This is a genomic window from Exiguobacterium sp. s145 (assembly GCF_018618835.1).
Taxonomy (GTDB): domain Bacteria; phylum Bacillota; class Bacilli; order Exiguobacteriales; family Exiguobacteriaceae; genus Exiguobacterium_A; species Exiguobacterium_A artemiae.
This window is the reverse complement of the sequence record NZ_JACSMV010000008.1, coordinates 54969-72414: the sequence shown is the minus strand read 5'-3', so window position 1 is coordinate 72414 and position 17446 is coordinate 54969. Positions and strand designations below refer to the sequence as shown.

Here is a 17446-nt window from a genome sequence, read left to right as displayed (position 1 = left end):
GCAAGACCAAGCAAGACCAAGCAAGACCAAGCAAGACCAAGCAAGACCAAGCAAGACCAAGCAAGACCAAGCAAGACCAAGCAAGACCAAGCAAGACCAGTAACAAGTACAGTTCGTGAAAAGGAGTGTTGTCTAGCAGTGAATGTTAGCAACCGAATGATCGACTGCAACAAGCGGATGACATTACGCTTCACCTAGGTCCAAGTAAAGTCAGATACTGGAGTAGTTTTACCTTTCTATCGATCGCTCGATAGCCAAATCTGATTTCTTTCAACCTCTTCATTAAGAGGACAACCTATGGTTTTGAAGTACACGAATAGTTCTGCTATGAGAGGAGTTCATCCGTAAGTGAAACCAACTTTATATGAATAAAAGGTCCCGCGCTTGAAATGAGTTCAAGAGATGGGGACCTTTTTGTGTGTTTATTTTTTTTGATAGCGCTCCGATACTTTGCCTCGTTTACGATCGCGGTAAAAGACATAACCGGCGACGAAGCCGATTCCGCCGATGGCTAACGCCAGGCCGGAAAATCCTTGTAATACATATACATAGGCAGAATCCCCTAGATACCGGAAGGGGAATTGCGCTTTTAAGAAAACACTGTCCCGCATCAGCTTGATGCCGATGGCACCGATGATACCCGGAATGAGTAAAGATAATAGACCGATGATTCGCATGATTGTGACCCCTTTCCAAGCGTATTGTATCAGAAAATCCATATGACTGCGAATTCGATTTGCCCTCCTGTTTTAATACAGGTAGGATAAAGATGTAAGCAGTTTCAAAGGGGGAATTAGAATGCATCATCTCTTGATCGTTGGTGCGGGGCGCGGTGGAACAGAAGTATTACATGCTTTTCAACGTTCGCCTTTGTTGACGGTAATCGGGGTCGTCGATCCAGACGAACACGCGATTGGCGTTCAACTCGCAAAACGGGGACATATCCGGGTGGAAAAAACATGGACGGCTTTTCAAGGCACGGCCATTGACTTTATTATTGATGCGACCGGAGAACACGGTGTGCTCGAGCAATTGATTCATTATTTTCCGGAAGCCGCGGTTTTACCGGGAGAGTTTGTCCGTGTGTTACTCGAGCGTTTGGCAGAAAAAGAGCGGATGCTCGAAGCTATCATTCACTGTACGAGTGAAGCGATTTCAGTAGCCAATCAGGCGGGGGAAACGATGCTGATCAATCCTGCGTATACCCGGATGACCGGATATACAGAGGGAGACGTCATCGGTAAGCCGGCAAGCGCAGATATCGGGATGCAGGAATCGGTCCATTTACGGGTGCTCGAAACAGGCGAAAGTGTTCGGGATGCCCGGATGAAGATTGGTCAAGACAGACGGGATATCATTGTCAATGCCGCACCGGTCGTCGTGGATGGTCAAGTACGAGGATCAGTCGGTGTCATTCGCGATATCTCGGAAATGAAAGCGTTAACAAAAGAATTGAAGGCGGCCAAACAAAAAATCCGGACACTGGAGGCGAAATACACGTTTGATGACATCATTGCCGAAAGTGAGTCAATGCGTTTTGTCGTCGATCAGGCGAAGCTTGCCGCGACGATGCCGGTCAATGTCTTGATCCGGGGAGAGTCCGGTACCGGGAAGGAATTGTTTGCCCATGCGATTCATGCTGCAAGCGATCGCCGATACGAACAATTCGTCCGGGTCAACTGTGCAGCGATTGCGCCGAGCCTACTTGAAAGTGAATTGTTTGGTTATGAAGAAGGCGCCTTTTCCGGCGCCCGCCGTGGCGGAAAAAGAGGCTATTTTGAAGAGGCGCATGGCGGCTCCTTGTTTTTAGATGAGATTGGTGAACTGCCGCTTGATGTCCAAGCCAAATTATTACGGGTACTGCAAGAAAATGAAGTCGTTCGCGTCGGTGGAGCCAAAGCGGTTCCGGTCGATGTCCGAATCATTGCCGCGACAAATGCCAATCTTGAACAGAAAATCATCACCGGGGAGTTCCGGGAAGATTTGTATTACCGGATCAACCGGCTGCCGATCCATATTCCTGCTCTTCGCGAACGACCGGATGATCTTGCTCCGCTGTCGACACATCTGTTGCGTAAATTGAACCAAAGTTACGGCCGGTCCGTCGAACGTGTTTCTGAAGATGCATTGGAAGCGATCCGACAACAGACGTGGAAAGGAAACGTCCGGGAACTCGAAAATGTCATCGGACGCGCGTTGATTTTTACGGATAAAACGGAACAGGTTTTACGCAAAGGCCACCTGCAACTCGTTTCCCCGACACCGTCTAAACGGTCGGAACGTCCAAAAAAAGAAATCAAGCATCTGTCGGATGAGATGTCCTACGTCGAAGAACAATTGATTCGGGAAGCACTTGATGTCGTAAATGGAAATAAGACCGAAGCTGCCAAACAGTTAGGCATCTCTTTACGGGCACTCTATTACAAAGTGGAACGGTTTAACATCCAATGTTGATTTGCAAAATGTTGCGTGCAATATATTGCAAATAAATGCAATTCCATGCAAAAATAAAGACGAAGATGTTGGTATACCGTCGGTTTAGAGTTGGCATGGAAATTGCTATTAAATAAAGAGAACGACAGGTAAGGGGGGAAATGGCTTGAGGTTTGAACAAATGGTTCAACAAGCAGCAGGTCTTGAAGATGCAGTCGTTGCGATTGCATCCGCTGATGATGAAGAGGTAATGGATGCAGTGTCGTTGGCGATTGAGAATGATTTAGCCCGTTTTCATTTGTTCGGGGATGCGACACGTATTCAAAAAATGATTCATGATCGACAGTTGAGCGAATCACAGTTCGTCATCACGCATACGGCTACGGCACAAGAAGCAGCAGAGCGTGCCGCCTATGCCGTCCGCAAAGGGGACGCGGATGTCTTGATGAAAGGACTCGTTCCGACAGCGACGTTCATGAAAGCTGTCTTGAACAAGGAGACGGGCTTACGATCAGGAAAAGTGTTGTCACATGTCGCTTTGTTTGAAGTACCGGGACGGGAGACCGCCATTGGATTGACGGATGCTGCGATTCATATCGCTCCGACGCTGGAGGATAAAGTCCACATCATTGAAAACGGTGTGACCGCACTTCGAGCCGTCGGATATTCCTTGCCGAAAGTGGCAGTACTTGCTGCTGTCGAGGTCGTCAATCCGACGATGCCGGCGACGATTGATGCCGCCTTACTGACACAAATGAATCGACGCGGACAAATCAAGGATTGCCTTGTTGACGGTCCGCTTGCTCTAGATAACGCCGTCAATTTAGAAGCGGCGAAACAAAAGGGACTGACAGGAGACGTTGCGGGGGCAGCGGATTTACTCGTCGTGCCACAAATCGAGGTCGGAAACGTAATTTATAAATCCCTGATGTACTTTGCTCAGGCATCGGTTGCAGCGATTTTAGTCGGGGCTAAAGCACCTGTCGTCTTAACAAGTCGAGCCGACACGGCGGAAGCGAAACTCTATTCATTAGCCTTTGCTTTACTTAATGCGCAACCTACCAAAAAAATCAAACAAACAATCTAAGGGGGAACTAACAATGGTTGAAACAAACGTAGAAGCACGATTCAGTATTTTCGAAACGATGGCAATGGAAGATTACGAACAAGTCGTATTTTGTCACGATAAAGTCTCAGGATTAAAGGCGATTATCGCGATTCATGATACGACACTCGGACCAGCACTCGGCGGACTCCGTATGTGGAACTATGCGTCTGACGAGGAAGCATTGATCGACGCGCTTCGTTTGGCAAAAGGCATGACGTATAAAAATGCGGCAGCCGGTCTGAACCTTGGCGGCGGGAAAGCGGTCATCATCGGTGATGCGAAAACGCAAAAATCAGAAGCTCTGTTCCGTGCATTCGGTCGTTACGTACAGTCGTTAAACGGACGTTACATCACTGCGGAAGACGTCAACACAACAGTCGCCGACATGGATTATATCCACATGGAAACAGATTTCGTAACCGGTGTCAGCCCGGCATTCGGATCAAGCGGCAATCCGTCACCAGTCACGGCTTATGGCGTTTACCGCGGGATGAAGGCAGCCGCTAAAGAAGTATATGGCACAGATTCACTCGGAGGAAAAACAGTTGCGATTCAAGGTGTTGGTAACGTTGCTTTCAACCTATGCCGTCACTTGCATGAAGAAGGCGCAAAATTGATTGTCACAGACATCAATCAAGATGCATTACGCCGTGCAGAAGAAGCGTTTGGCGCTCTCGTCGTCGGACCGGATGAAATTTACAGCGTCGATGCCGATATCTTTGCGCCGTGTGCCTTAGGTGCGACATTGAACGATGAGACGATTCCACAACTGAAAGTGAAAATCATTGCCGGAGCAGCAAACAACCAACTCAAAGAAGATCGTCACGGAGATATGCTCCAGGAACGCGGTATTTTATATACACCGGACTTCGTCATCAACGCAGGAGGTGTCATCAATGTGGCCGACGAACTCGACGGGTACAACCGTGAGCGGGCGATGAAAAAAGTCGAACTCGTCTATGATGCGGTAGCAAAAGTCATCGAAATTGCCAAACGTGACCATCTGCCGACTTACCGGGCAGCAGAGAAGATGGCAGAAGAACGGATCGCGACAATGGGCAGTGCCCGCAGCCAGTTCTTACGCCGGGATAAAAACATTTTAGGATCACGCGGTTAATCAGAGGAGGAGTTCAATGAGCGAACGTATTTTAACCATCAATCCGGGTTCAACCTCAACGAAAATCGGAATCTTTGATGGAACAGAGCAAGTGTTTACGAAAACGTTGCGCCATTCAGCTGAAGCGGTCGGAGGACCGCTTTCAGATCAGCTGAACATCAGACGCCAAGTCGTCCTCGATGTGCTGGCACAAGAACAGATTGATTTGAAAGCGCTTACGGCGATTGTTGGTCGCGGTGGTCTGCTTCGTCCGCTCGTCAGCGGGACATACCGCGTCAATCAGGAAATGCGTGAGGATTTACTGAACGGCACATTCGGAATTCATGCTTCGAATCTCGGTGGACTGCTTGCAGATGAGATTGGTCAAACGTTATCGATTCCGGCATTCATCGTTGATCCGGTCGTCGTCGATGAACTGGAGCCGATTGCCCGTCTTACAGGATTGCCTGAACTCGAACGGAAAAGTATTTTCCATGCCTTAAATCAAAAGGCAGTCGCGAAACGGTATGCGAAAGAAAATGGAATACCCTACGAGCAATTACGGCTGATTGTTGCCCATATGGGTGGCGGGATCACGGTCGGTGCCCATCTGAACGGACGCGTGATTGATGTCAACAATGGACTCGACGGAGAAGGGGCTTTTTCACCGGAACGAAGCGGATCCCTGCCTGTTGGTCAACTAGTAGAACTATGTTATAGTACCAAGTATAAACTCGAGGAAATGAAGCGTCTGGTCGTTGGGTCAGGCGGACTTGTCGCGCACTTAGGCACGTATGATGCGGTTGAAATCGAACGTCGGATTGACGACGGAGATGAAAAAGCCGCTCTACTGTATGAGGCGATGGCGTATCGAGTTGCAAAAGAAATCGCGGCCCAAAGTGCTGTTTTATACGGTCAAGTCGATGCTGTCATCTTAACGGGCGGTCTCGCATACAGTGACCGGTTGACGAAAGCGATTGAAGAACGGATTGCCCATATCGGATCTGTCATCCGGATACCAGGAGAAGATGAGTTACGGGCGCTTGCAGAAGGCGTAATACGTGTACTGCGTCAAGAGGAACAAGTGAAGGAATATGGAGGCGAATTAACATGGCTAGAGAATTCGACGTCGTTGTCCTAGGTGGTGGACCCGGTGGATACGTCGCAGCGATCCGCGCTGCGCAAGCCGGGAAGACGGTAGCAATCGTAGAACAAGGAAAACTCGGGGGAACCTGTCTGCATCGTGGATGTATCCCATCCAAAGCATTTTTAAAGTCGGCTGCCGTCTATCAGACAGTAAAACACGCCGCTACATACGGCGTCGACGTACCGGAATCGTTTTTACGGTTCGAACAGGTCAAACAACGGAAACAGGACATCATTGATGGTCTCGAATCTGGTATCCAGCACCTGATGAAAAAAGGAAAAATCGAAGTCTTTCACGGCCGCGGTTCGATTCTCGGACCAAGCATCTTTTCACCGATGCCGGGAACGATTAGCGTCGAGCCGGAAGAAGGTGACGGCGAATTGATTTTACCGCGCCAATTGATTGTTGCGACCGGTTCACGACCGCGTCCGTTAAACGGTCTGGCGTTTGACTCCGAATATGTGCTCAGCTCGGATGAGGCACTCGACATGAACGCTTTACCAAAATCAATTGTCATCATCGGCGGCGGCGTCATCGGAATCGAATGGGCGTCGATGTTGACGGACTTTGACGTCGAGGTTACAGTCGTTGAATTCAGCGACCGGATTTTACCGACGGAAGATCAAGCTGTCAGTCGGGAAGTGGCCCGTCAGCTCAAAAAACGCGGTGTCAAAATCATGACGAGTGCAGCGGCGCAAAGCGACAGCTTCCAGCTGACCGAGTCCGGTGTGACGATCGATGTCGACCGTAACGGGGACAAGACGACGCTCGCAGCAGACAAGCTGCTGGTCGCAATCGGCCGGATGGCAAATGTCGAAGGAATCGGACTTGAGAATACGAATATCATCGTCGAAAACGGATTCATCCAAGTCGATGATGAGTTCCGCACGAAGGACAATCATATCTTTGCGATTGGTGATGTCATCGGACGCCTGCAACTCGCACACGTCGCGTCAGCAGAAGGGGCAAAAGCGGTCGAAACGATTGTCAACGGTTCAACGACACCGCTGAACTATGCCTTTGTTCCGCGTTGTATTTACAGTGTGCCGGAAGCCGCCTCCGTCGGATTGACGGAAGCCGAAGCAAAGGCAGCAGGACTCGATGTCAAAACGGGGATGTTCTCGTTTAACGGTCTTGGAAAAGCACGGATTGAAGGGGAAGCAGCCGGATTCATTAAACTCGTTTCCGATGCCAAGACGGATGATCTGGTCGGCGTTCATATCGTTGGACCTAAAGCAACGGAATTAATCAGTGAAGGTGGTCTTGCGCTTGTGCTGAATGCAACGGCATGGGAAGTCGGACAGCTTGTCCATCCACACCCTGCACTTTCAGAAGCGTTCGGGGAAGCAGCACTGGCAGTCGACGGATTAGCGGTTCACGCCTAAGGAGGAAAAACAGATGGAAAAAATAGAATTCAAAGAACTCGTCGAACTGGGTTTGACGGAGCAGGACGCGATTCAAATGTTCGAAACGATGGTCCGCGCACGGAAAATCGACGAACGGATGTGGAAATTAAACCGGGCGGGTAAAATTCCATTTCTCGTTTCCTGTCAGGGGCAGGAAGCAGCACAAGTCGGTGCTGCCTTCGCGCTTGAAAAAGGAACAGACTATATCTTGCCGTACTACCGCGATCTCGGAGTTGTCCTGCATTTTGGACAGACGTCACGTGATATCATGTTGTCCGCTTTCGCAAAAGCGGAAGACCCGAACTCAGGTGGACGTCAAATGCCGGGTCATTACGGTTCACGTGCCCTGAACATCGTGACAGGATCAAGTCCGGTCACGACGCAAGTACCGCATGCGGTCGGGATTGCCCTTGCTGCGAAGATGCGTCGGGAACCGCTTGTCGCCTACGTTTCGTTTGGTGAAGGGTCGTCGAACCAAGGAGACTTCCATGAAGGAGCAAACTTTGCCGGCATTCACAAATTACCGGTCATTCTGTTCTGTGAAAACAATAAATATGCGATTTCGACACCACTCTCGAAACAATTATCGGCGAAACACGTTGCCGACCGGGCGATCGGATACGGGATGCCGGGTGTGACGATTGACGGCATCGATCCGCTTGCTGTCTACAAAGCGGTCAAAGAGGCACGTGAACGCGGTCTGCGCGGTGACGGTCCGACACTGATTGAAGTTGAAGTCGAACGTCTCGTACCGCATTCGTCCGATGATGATGATAAATCTTACCGTTCGGCAGAAGAACTGGCTGAACTGAAAACACGCGACGGTGTCAAACTGTTCCGCGAAAAACTGATTCAAATGGGTGTCCTGACAGAAGAAACGGCACAGGAACTCGAAACGAAACTCGAACAAGAAGTCGATGAAGCGACGGCGTATGCGGAAGCGGCAGCTTACGATGCACCGGAAAATGCACTCCGTTACGTGTACGATGAGGGGGAAACGAAATGACGACATTAAGTTTAATCGAAGCCATTAACAGTGCGATCAAAGAAGAGATGGAACGCGATGAATCCGTCTTCGTCCTCGGAGAAGACGTCGGCGTCCGCGGCGGTGTTTTCCGCGCGACACAAGGATTGCTGGAGCAGTTCGGGGAAGAACGTGTCATCGACGCGCCACTCGCTGAAAGTGCAATTGCCGGAGTCGGAATCGGCGCAGCGATGTACGGAATGCGTCCAATTGCTGAAATGCAGTTTGCGGATTTCATCATGCCGGCCGTCAACCAAATCGTCAGTGAAGCGGCAAAAATCCGTTACCGTTCGAACAATGACTGGTCATGCCCAATCGTCATCCGCGCACCATTCGGCGGCGGGATTCACGGTGCCCTTTACCATTCCCAATCCGTCGAAGCGATGTTCAATTCGACGCCGGGCTTAAAAATCGTCATTCCGTCTAATCCATATGATGCGAAAGGTTTGCTGAAAGCAGCCATCCGTTCAAACGATCCTGTCCTGTTCTTTGAACATAAACGCGGCTATCGTCTGCTCAAAGGTGAAGTGCCGGAAGGAGACTATACTGTTGAAATCGGTAAAGCCGATGTCAAACGGGAAGGTGAAGATTTAACGGTCATCACGTACGGTCTTTGTGTTCAGTTTGCCCTTGAAGCAGCGGCGCGTCTTGAGAAAGACGGTATCGATGTTCATATTCTTGATTTACGGACGGTTTATCCGATTGACCGGGAAGCGGTTGTCGCGGCAGCCCGGAAAACCGGAAAAGTCTTGCTCGTTACAGAAGACAACAAAGAAGGCAGTGTCATGAGTGAAGTATCTGCCATCATCGCGGAAGAAGCGTTGTTTGATCTCGATGCACCAATCGAGCGTCTCTGCGGTCCGGATGTACCGGCGATGCCATACGCTCCGACGATGGAGAAATTCTTTAACGTCTCGAGTGAAAAAATCGAGGACAAAATCCGGACGCTGCACGCGTACTAAGGGGGAAACGTCAATGAAAACCGAAACATTAACGATGCCACAGCTTGGTGAGAGTGTAACGGAAGGGACGATTTCCCTTTGGCTCGTCAAACCAGGTGATACGGTCAAAAAGTATGATCCGATTGCGGAAGTCATTACTGATAAAGTCACGGCAGAAGTACCGTCGTCGTTTGACGGCGTCATCGACAAACTGCTTGCTGAAGAAGGGGATACGCTGCAAGTCGGGGAAGCAATCGTAACCTTGCAAGTCAGCGGCGGATCGACAGAAGTCGCGGCAACGGAAGAAGCTGTTCCGGCGATTGAAGAAACGCCGGTCTCGAGTGATCAGTCGATGAAGAAACGTTATTCACCAGCCGTTTTGAAATTGTCGGCTGAACACGGCATCGATTTGGAACAGGTTTCGGGAACAGGTGCCGGCGGCCGGATTACCCGGAAAGACTTGTTAAAAATCGTCGAAACCGGACAAATCAAGCAACCGGATACAGTCGAAGCACCGACGATTGAGTCGGTTCCGGCAGCAAAACCGGCTGAGCAACGGGAATCGGCGCAACCGTCACGTCCGCAAACAGCTAAATCAACAGCAAGCACGACGGAAGACGGAGACATCGAAATTCCGACAGCAGGTGTCCGTCAGGCAATCGCAACGAACATGGTCCGTTCTAAGCACGAAGCACCGCATGCCTGGTTAATGATTGAAGTTGACGTGACAAACTTGGTTGAAGCCCGGAACCGTCATAAAGACGCCTTCTTCAAACAAGAAGGCGTAAAATTGACATTCCTACCGTTCTTCATGAAAGCAACGGTTGAAGGCTTAAAGAAACATCCGATCATGAACTCGACGTGGGCGGGTGACAAGATCATTCAGAAAAAAGCGATCAACCTGTCACTGGCAGTCGCAACACAGGAAGCACTATTCGTACCGGTCGTCAAAAATGCCGACGAGCTCAGCATTAAAGGACTTGCCCGGTCGATTGATGATTTCGGTAAACGCGCGCAAGCCGGACGCTTGTCATCAAGCGAAATGCAGGGCGGAACGTTTACGGTCAACAATACCGGATCATTCGGATCGATTCAGTCAGCACCGATTCTGAACTTCCCGCAAGCGGCAATCTTATCCGTCGAATCGATCGTTAAACGTCCGGTCTGGATCAACGGTATGTTCGCAGCACGCGATATGGTCAACCTCTGTATGTCGATTGACCACCGGGTGCTCGATGGACTCGTGGCCGGTCAATTCCTGCAGACAGTCAAACAGTCACTCGAATCAATTGACCCGAATCAACTGTCTTTATATTGATTCAGACAAATCTGTTGACAGAAAACGGTTTCCAACGTAACATAAAAAACAATTAAACAATACAGACGCAATGACGAAGAGAAGTAACCTATGAAACGATTCAAGAGAGCTGATGGGTGGTGCGAATCAGTATCGGGAAGCAGGTGAATGGACTTCTGAGCATCAGACCGAACTTACAGTAGGCTCTGACGGGTACCTTCCGTTATCAGGGACGACGAATCAGGGTGACCGGTTCGTTCGAGGGGACTAGCACTAGTCAACGAAGGTGGTACCGCGGGTTTTCCCGTCCTTCATGTTTATCATGAATGGATGAGGAAACCCTTTTCGTATTCAATTGAATAAATAAATCGATGAATGAGTTAAGTAATCAGACAAATCGTTGTTTCAGAGAGCGGAAGAATGGTGGGACTTCCGTACAAGGATGTGTGATGAATGGTCTCATGAGAGCAGGACTGAACGGTAAGTAGGTCGTGACGGAAGCCCCCGTTATCTCAGGCTACGATGTCTCGTCAAGACGCATCGGAAAGAGTGGGAACGTTTTTGTTCCAATTGTGAGGTGGCACCGCGAGTCTATCGTCCTCCATACGGCATTTGCTGTATGGAGGACTTTTTTTATATCAGGAGGCGAACAGGATGATCGAGACAGAACAATTGATAATCGAACAAATCGAAATGAACGGCGATGAGTTAACACCGATTTCGATCTTTTTACATCTGGAAGGAGACCGGAAATGTCTGCTTGAAAGTTCGGCGAGCGGCGGGAACGGTCGCTACTCGATCATCGGCGTTAATCCGGTTGAACTGCTTCGGGCGGAAGGCAGTCAAGTGACACGACATCATCTTCAGACGGAAGAAACCGTAACGATGACAGGAAATCCGGTCCAACTTCTGCAACAGTCTGTGACACGGGGAACAACGGATTTCGAGTTTCCGTTTTTAAGCGGCGCAATCGGCTATGTCGGCTATGATGCGATTCGGGCCTATGAAAACATCGGACCTGTGCCGGACAGTGATCGGAATTTACCGGACGCACTGCTTGCGGTCTATGACGAAATCATTTTATACGATCATTTGGAACACCGCGTGCATTTGATTCATACGTCACTTTGCGGGCTGACCGACCGGCAGGAGATGGTACGGAAGCTGCATATCCGTAAAACGCAGCTCGAACAAACCGGTCAACAGACGCGGATCGAACGGCCGCTTGAAAATATCGTCTACCAACCGCAGATTGAGAAAGAAACGTTCATCTCGCTCGTCGAGCAGGCAAAACAGCATATTCGGCAGGGTGATGTCTTCCAACTGGTGCTGTCACAGCGGTTAGACGCAACATTCGCCGGTGATCCGTTCCACTTTTACCGGAAGTTGCGGCAGGACAATCCGAGCCCGTACCTCTTTTACATTGATTTGGGAGAAGTCATCGTCCTCGGCGCATCCCCGGAAAGCCTGGTTCAAGTCAAAGGCCGTCATGTCACGACGAATCCGATTGCCGGGACACGCCCCCGCGGCAAAACAAAACAGGAAGACATACAACTGGCGGATGAGTTACTGAACGACGAAAAAGAGCAGGCTGAGCACCGGATGCTCGTTGACTTGGGCCGGAACGATCTCGGTCAAGTCTGTCAGATTGGCAGCATTCATGTTTCACGGCAAATGGAAATCGAACGCTTTAAAAATGTCATGCATCTCGTTTCCGTCGTCGAAGGGACACTGGCGGAAGGAAAGACAGGGGCAGACGCCTTGATTTCTTGTCTGCCGGCAGGTACGGTCTCCGGAGCTCCGAAAATTCGGGCGATGCAACTGATCAATCAATACGAGACAAAAAAGCGCGAAGTGTATGCCGGAGCCGTCGGATATTTTGATGTCAGCGGGAATCTTGATTTTGCGCTTGCGATCCGGACGATGGTCATCCAGCACGGAAAAGCGTATGTTCAGGCCGGAGCGGGTATAGTGTATGACTCTGATCCGACCTTGGAGTATGAAGAGACGTTGCACAAAGCGAAGTCACTACTGGAGGTTTGGAAATGATTGTACTGATTGATAACTATGATTCTTTTACCTATAACCTGTATCAATATGCGGCTGTCTACGATGACATCCAGGTCATCCGAAATGATGCGATTGAAGTGACTGCACTTGCTGACTTGCATCCCGACGGTATCATCTTATCACCGGGTCCGGGAAATCCGAATGACGCCGGCATCTGTCTCGACGTGATTAAGACCTATTCCGGAAAAATCCCAATTCTCGGTGTCTGCCTCGGACATCAGGCGATCGGTCAAGCCTTTGGCGGACACGTCATTGAAGCGGATGAAATCCGACACGGGAAAACCTCAACCATCAAACAAACCGGACGCCTGTTTACCGGTCTTCCGGAACGATTCGATGTCATGCGTTACCACTCGTTGATTGTCGACCGGACGACCTTACCCGAAGTACTTGAAGTAACGGCAACGACGGATGACGGCATAATCATGGCACTCGAACACCGTGACCATCCGACCTACGGGATTCAGTTTCACCCGGAATCGATCGGAACACCATTTGGACAAGACATGATTCAACGATTTATCGAATTGACGAAGGAGTGACAGGAATGAAGGACGTATTAACAAAACTGGCAAACGCCAATCATCTTCGTTTTGAAGAAATGCAACAAGCTGCCCGTGAACTGTTTGCGGAAGACGTCACGGACAGCGAAATCGCAGCTTTTTTGATTGCCTTAAAAGCAAAAGGGGAAACAGCGGAAGAACTGGCCGGTCTCGCCTCAATCATGCGTGAAGTCGCCGTCGACATTCCGGTATCGGGAACAGATTTCATCGACAATTGCGGTACAGGCGGTGACGGATCCCAGTCCTTTAATATCAGCACGACAGCGGCGTTTGTCTTAGCCGGTGCCGGGGCGAAGGTCGCGAAACACGGAAACCGGAGTGTATCGAGTAAGACCGGCAGTGCCGATGTCCTGGAATCACTTGGTGTCCCGCTTGATGTCTCGACGGAAGAAATTGCGACATTACTTGAGACAAACGGGATTGCCTTTCTGTTCGCCCAACGGATGCATCCCCGTGTCAAACAAATCATGAAAGTCCGCCGTGATTTACGGATTCCGACGATTTTTAATCTGATTGGTCCGCTTACGAATCCGGTACCCCTTAAAACACAGTTGCTCGGTATTTACCGGGAAGATTTACTGGAGACGATGGCTTTGACATTGCATCGTCTCGGACGAAAACGTGCCATCGTCCTGCACGGCGCATGCGGCATGGATGAAGCTTCACTCGCCGGAACCAATCAATTGGTGTTGCTTGATCAAGGTGAGTTGATCCGGTTCAGTCTGCACCCGGAAGAAGTCGGATTATCGGTCGCTCCAATCGAAGCAATCCGCGGCGGAACGGCAGCGGAAAATGCAGAAATTCTGTTACGGGTTCTGCGAGGAGAAGCAGGTCCATACCGGGATACGGTGTTACTCAATGCCGGAATCGCCCTGTTTGCCGAAGGACGGGTCCAAACGATCCGGGAAGGAATTGAACGATCGGCGGAAAGCATCGATTCCGGCCGAGCACTTGAAAAATTACAGTATTTACAACGGATGAAACAACAGGAGGCAATCGGATGAATATCTTAGACCGTATCATTGAAACGAAACGACAGGAAGTCGCCCGCTTGAAGATCGACGGTGTGGCGCAAGCAGAGGCGCGACAACTCAACCAATCGATTCATCAATCACTCGGCGGAACCGATTTGTCCGTCATCGCCGAAATCAAACGGGCATCCCCGTCAAAGGGCGATATCTCATTAAACGTTGATCCGGTGGCACAGGCGAAACGATATGCCGAAAGCGGGGCGACAGTCATTTCCGTTCTGACCGACCAGACCTATTTTAAAGGAAGCATGGAAGATTTGGCGGCTGTCACGAAAGCAGTCGACGTCCCGGTCCTATGCAAGGATTTTATGATTGACCGGATTCAGATTGATCTTGCGAAAGCGCATGGTGCGAGTTTGATTTTATTGATTGTTGCAGCGCTTGATGACGAGACGTTAGAGGATTTATACGCGTATGCCTATGCAAGCGGTCTCGAAGTGTTGGTCGAGGTTCACGATGCGCTAGAACTCAAACGGGCAGAGCGGTTGCAGGCGAAAATCATCGGAATCAACAACCGGAATCTGAAAAAATTCGAAGTGAGTCTCGACACATCACTCGAATTGCTGAAGACGAAGTCACGCGATGTCCGCTATATCAGTGAGAGCGGCATCAAGACCGTTGCTGAAGCACAGATGCTTCATGCAGCAGGGGCGGACGGAATTCTGATTGGAGAAACACTGATGCGGGCGGAGAACCCGGCAGATTTCATTGAAGCCGTCAACGGAGTCAAACATGACACGTATTAAATTCTGCGGGCTGAAGCGGGCGGAAGACGTCCGGTACGCTGCAAGGCTGGCGGATTATATCGGATTCGTCTTTGCCCCGAGCAAACGGCAGGTCACAGTGACGGAAGCAGCACGGCTTCGGACAGAAATTCCAGAGACGGTTCAGGTCGTCGGCGTGTTCGTCTCGCCGACGAAACAGGAAGTCGAAGAAGCGGTGGAACAAGTCGGACTCGATTTCATTCAGCTTCATGGTCCGGTCGCCGACGAGGTCTATCACGAAAAAAAGGTGCCGGTCATTCAGGCACTCGCAGCCGGATCACAGGCTATGATTCATCCGGAAGCGGATTATGTCTTGTTTGATGCGCCGGAAGCCGGCAGCGGACAAACCTTTGATTGGACGACCGAGTTACAGATCGATCAACCGATGTTTGTTGCAGGCGGTCTGAATTCGGATAATGTCAAACAAGTAATCAATCGATACGAACCGTTTGCCGTCGATGTCTCGAGCGGAATCGAAACTGATGGTCAAAAAGATCAAACAAAAATGCAGGCATTTCATGATGCCGTAAAGGAGACTTTCTAATGACACGTTATTCACAACCGGACGCTTTAGGACAGTACGGGATTTACGGAGGACGTTATATCCCGGAAACGTTGATGCAGGCTGTTCTCGAACTGGAACAAGCCTATGCCGAAGTGAAGGAAGACCCGGCATTTCGTGAACGGATGAATGATTTGCTGGAAAACTACGTCGGCCGGCAAACTCCGCTTTATTATGCGGAACATTTGACGCGGACAATCGGCGGCGCCAAAATCTACCTGAAACGGGAAGACTTAAATCATACCGGAGCGCACAAAATCAACAATACGATCGGGCAAGCCTTACTCGCTGAGCGGATGGGGAAACGTAAAATCGTCGCCGAGACCGGAGCGGGACAACACGGTGTCGCGACAGCAACCGTTTGTGCACTGCTTGATCTCGAATGTGTCATCTTCATGGGCGAAGAGGATATCCGCCGCCAGGAACTAAACGTCTTCCGAATGGAGTTGCTCGGCGCGAAAGTCGTGTCCGTCACCCAAGGAAGCCGGACGTTAAAAGATGCCGTCAATGAAGCATTGCGCTACTGGGTCAAACATGTCGACGATACGCATTACTTGATGGGCTCCGTTCTCGGACCACACCCGTTTCCGGAAATCGTCCGTGACTTCCAGGCAGTGATCGGACAAGAGACCCGGACACAAATCCTTGAAAAAGAAGGCAAGTTACCGGAAGCTATCGTCGCCTGCGTCGGCGGCGGCAGTAATGCAATCGGAATGTTCCACCCGTTTATCGATGATGAAGAGGTTGCCTTGTACGGAATCGAAGCAGCCGGTAGCGGACTCGAGACGGAGAAACACGCCGCGACGATGTCGAAAGGTGAAGTCGGAGTCTTACACGGCTCGATGATGTACCTGTTGCAGGATGAGCACGGTCAAGTGACGGAAGCACACTCGATTTCAGCGGGACTTGATTATCCGGGCGTCGGACCGGAACACAGCCTGTTAAAAGACATCGGCCGCGTCCAGTATGAAGCGGTGACAGATCAGCAGGCACTGGATGCCTTGCAACTGCTTTGCCAAAAAGAAGGCATCATTCCCGCACTCGAATCAGCTCATGCCGTTGCCCATGCAACGGAACTTGCGAGAGGGATGCAACCGGAAGAAGTCGTCGTCATCTGTCTCTCAGGACGCGGCGATAAGGATGTCATGACCGTCAGAAATGCCTTAAAGGGGGAAGCATGATGCGATTAGAACAAGCGATTCGCACAGTCAATGCACGTGGTGAAAAAGCCTTTATCCCGTATGTGATGGGAGGAGACGGAGGCATCGACCGTCTGCCAGATATTTTAGCGTTCCTCGAACGATCGGGTGCGACGGCAATTGAAGTCGGTGTCCCGTTTTCCGATCCAGTCGCCGATGGTCCAGTCATTCAGGAGGCAGGTTTGCGGGCACTGGCAGATAATATCAGTCTGAAGGATGTTCTCGAAGCAATCCGGATTGCCCGTCAGTCGACGAGCGTGCCGATTGTCGTCATGACGTACTTGAATCCGATTTTCCGCTTCGGCATTGATACTTTTTTATCGACCTGTCGTGAAGTCGGCGTCGACGGACTGATTATTCCTGATTTACCGCTCGAGCAAAGCGATCAGGTTTTTGCCGGACGCAATAAACAGGACATCGCACTCGTTCAACTGGTGTCTTTGACAAGTCCGATGGAACGGATTGAGAAACTGGCGGCGCACAGTGAAGGATTCCTCTATGCTGTGACTGTCAATGGAACGACCGGTGGACAAACTAACTTCGAGGATTCGCTCGAACAGCATTTGGCGAAAGTAGCACAGCTGAGTCCGGTGCCGGTTATGGCCGGTTTCGGAATCAGTACGCCGGAACATGTCCGTCAACTGAGTACAAGCGTTGCCGGTGTCATCGTCGGTAGTAAGATCGTCGAATTGTTGCAACAGGGAGATGAAGCGACCATCGAACAGTTGATGGCGGCCCGTCTGCCGGACGTGACGGTGTAAGATCAGACAATCAAAATCAAAGGGTGCCGGATTGATTTCCGGCA

Annotated in this window: 16 protein-coding genes and 2 other annotated features; of the genes, 15 read left to right on the top strand and 1 reads right to left on the bottom strand. The window is 50.4% G+C overall.

Translation table 11 applies throughout. The annotated features are described in order from the left end of the window. Positions 1-422: 422 nt before the first annotated feature. Complete coding sequence (locus KNQ07_RS08470; RefSeq protein ID WP_012369817.1) at positions 423-677, bottom strand: DUF2627 family protein; 255 nt, start codon at positions 675-677, stop codon at positions 423-425. Positions 678-798: 121 nt separating this feature from the next. On the opposite strand from KNQ07_RS08470, the gene KNQ07_RS08465 reads away from it, so the two are divergent. The 15 genes from KNQ07_RS08465 (at position 799) to trpA (ending at position 17402) form a co-directional block, all read left to right on the top strand. Beyond that, entirely contained in the window at positions 799-2454 is a 1656-nt protein-coding gene (locus KNQ07_RS08465) for a sigma-54-dependent Fis family transcriptional regulator (RefSeq protein ID WP_012369818.1), read from the top strand. 145 nt (positions 2455-2599) lie between these two features. Continuing rightward, entirely contained in the window at positions 2600-3520 is a 921-nt protein-coding gene (gene yqiS, locus KNQ07_RS08460; RefSeq protein WP_214766094.1) for a phosphate butyryltransferase, read from the top strand. A 13-nt stretch (positions 3521-3533) separates the two neighbouring features. Further along, positions 3534-4658, top strand: a complete 1125-nt coding sequence (locus KNQ07_RS08455; protein WP_012369820.1) for a Leu/Phe/Val dehydrogenase — start codon at positions 3534-3536, stop codon at positions 4656-4658. A gap of 16 nt (positions 4659-4674) precedes the next feature. Further along, the gene (gene buk / locus KNQ07_RS08450) at positions 4675-5778 is read left to right on the top strand and encodes a butyrate kinase (RefSeq protein WP_214766092.1); all 1104 of its coding nucleotides are present in this window, start codon (positions 4675-4677) and stop codon (positions 5776-5778) included. Next, complete coding sequence (gene lpdA, locus KNQ07_RS08445) at positions 5748-7169, top strand: dihydrolipoyl dehydrogenase (RefSeq protein WP_012369822.1); 1422 nt, start codon at positions 5748-5750, stop codon at positions 7167-7169. The genes buk and lpdA overlap by 31 nt, the downstream gene beginning before the upstream one ends. 13 nt (positions 7170-7182) lie before the next feature. Continuing rightward, the gene (locus KNQ07_RS08440) at positions 7183-8196 is read left to right on the top strand and encodes a thiamine pyrophosphate-dependent dehydrogenase E1 component subunit alpha (RefSeq protein ID WP_012369823.1); all 1014 of its coding nucleotides are present in this window, start codon (positions 7183-7185) and stop codon (positions 8194-8196) included. Further along, complete coding sequence (locus KNQ07_RS08435) at positions 8193-9176, top strand: alpha-ketoacid dehydrogenase subunit beta (RefSeq protein WP_012369824.1); 984 nt, start codon at positions 8193-8195, stop codon at positions 9174-9176. The genes KNQ07_RS08440 and KNQ07_RS08435 overlap by 4 nt, the downstream gene beginning before the upstream one ends. A gap of 13 nt (positions 9177-9189) precedes the next feature. Then, on the top strand, positions 9190-10473 hold the full coding sequence (locus KNQ07_RS08430) for a dihydrolipoamide acetyltransferase family protein (RefSeq protein ID WP_214766090.1): 1284 nt from the start codon (positions 9190-9192) through the stop codon (positions 10471-10473). Between the two features lie 61 nt (positions 10474-10534). Further along, positions 10535-10767 (top strand) — a binding site (T-box leader). Positions 10768-10814: 47 nt separating this feature from the next. After that, positions 10815-11057, top strand: a binding site (T-box leader). Between the two features lie 49 nt (positions 11058-11106). Beyond that, a complete protein-coding gene (gene trpE, locus KNQ07_RS08425; RefSeq protein ID WP_214766088.1) occupies positions 11107-12501 on the top strand; it encodes an anthranilate synthase component I in 1395 nt (464 codons plus the stop codon). Continuing rightward, positions 12498-13064: an anthranilate synthase component II gene (locus tag KNQ07_RS08420; RefSeq protein WP_214766086.1), complete on the top strand. Its 567-nt coding sequence runs from the start codon at positions 12498-12500 to the stop codon at positions 13062-13064. The genes trpE and KNQ07_RS08420 overlap by 4 nt, the downstream gene beginning before the upstream one ends. A 5-nt stretch (positions 13065-13069) precedes the next feature. Beyond that, entirely contained in the window at positions 13070-14089 is a 1020-nt protein-coding gene (gene trpD, locus KNQ07_RS08415) for an anthranilate phosphoribosyltransferase (protein WP_214766084.1), read from the top strand. Beyond that, a complete protein-coding gene (gene trpC, locus KNQ07_RS08410) occupies positions 14086-14862 on the top strand; it encodes an indole-3-glycerol phosphate synthase TrpC (protein ID WP_214766082.1) in 777 nt (258 codons plus the stop codon). Before trpD ends, trpC begins: the two co-directional genes overlap by 4 nt. After that, complete coding sequence (locus tag KNQ07_RS08405) at positions 14849-15424, top strand: phosphoribosylanthranilate isomerase (RefSeq protein ID WP_214766080.1); 576 nt, start codon at positions 14849-14851, stop codon at positions 15422-15424. The genes trpC and KNQ07_RS08405 overlap by 14 nt, the downstream gene beginning before the upstream one ends. Further along, on the top strand, positions 15424-16623 hold the full coding sequence (trpB, locus tag KNQ07_RS08400) for a tryptophan synthase subunit beta (protein WP_214766078.1): 1200 nt from the start codon (positions 15424-15426) through the stop codon (positions 16621-16623). The genes KNQ07_RS08405 and trpB overlap by 1 nt, the downstream gene beginning before the upstream one ends. Beyond that, the gene (gene trpA, locus KNQ07_RS08395) at positions 16623-17402 is read left to right on the top strand and encodes a tryptophan synthase subunit alpha (protein WP_214766076.1); all 780 of its coding nucleotides are present in this window, start codon (positions 16623-16625) and stop codon (positions 17400-17402) included. The genes trpB and trpA overlap by 1 nt, the downstream gene beginning before the upstream one ends. Positions 17403-17446 lie beyond the last annotated feature (44 nt).

Coding starts and splice junctions, on each gene's coding strand:
- KNQ07_RS08470 (WP_012369817.1), bottom strand. CDS start 677: ATGCGAATCATCGGTCTATTATCTTTACTCATTCCGGGTATCATCGGT.
- KNQ07_RS08465 (WP_012369818.1), top strand. CDS start 799: ATGCATCATCTCTTGATCGTTGGTGCGGGGCGCGGTGGAACAGAAGTA.
- KNQ07_RS08455 (WP_012369820.1), top strand. CDS start 3,534: ATGGTTGAAACAAACGTAGAAGCACGATTCAGTATTTTCGAAACGATG.
- buk (WP_214766092.1), top strand. CDS start 4,675: ATGAGCGAACGTATTTTAACCATCAATCCGGGTTCAACCTCAACGAAA.
- lpdA (WP_012369822.1), top strand. CDS start 5,748: ATGGCTAGAGAATTCGACGTCGTTGTCCTAGGTGGTGGACCCGGTGGA.
- KNQ07_RS08440 (WP_012369823.1), top strand. CDS start 7,183: ATGGAAAAAATAGAATTCAAAGAACTCGTCGAACTGGGTTTGACGGAG.
- KNQ07_RS08435 (WP_012369824.1), top strand. CDS start 8,193: ATGACGACATTAAGTTTAATCGAAGCCATTAACAGTGCGATCAAAGAA.
- KNQ07_RS08430 (WP_214766090.1), top strand. CDS start 9,190: ATGAAAACCGAAACATTAACGATGCCACAGCTTGGTGAGAGTGTAACG.
- trpE (WP_214766088.1), top strand. CDS start 11,107: ATGATCGAGACAGAACAATTGATAATCGAACAAATCGAAATGAACGGC.
- KNQ07_RS08420 (WP_214766086.1), top strand. CDS start 12,498: ATGATTGTACTGATTGATAACTATGATTCTTTTACCTATAACCTGTAT.
- trpD (WP_214766084.1), top strand. CDS start 13,070: ATGAAGGACGTATTAACAAAACTGGCAAACGCCAATCATCTTCGTTTT.
- trpC (WP_214766082.1), top strand. CDS start 14,086: ATGAATATCTTAGACCGTATCATTGAAACGAAACGACAGGAAGTCGCC.
- KNQ07_RS08405 (WP_214766080.1), top strand. CDS start 14,849: ATGACACGTATTAAATTCTGCGGGCTGAAGCGGGCGGAAGACGTCCGG.
- trpB (WP_214766078.1), top strand. CDS start 15,424: ATGACACGTTATTCACAACCGGACGCTTTAGGACAGTACGGGATTTAC.
- trpA (WP_214766076.1), top strand. CDS start 16,623: ATGCGATTAGAACAAGCGATTCGCACAGTCAATGCACGTGGTGAAAAA.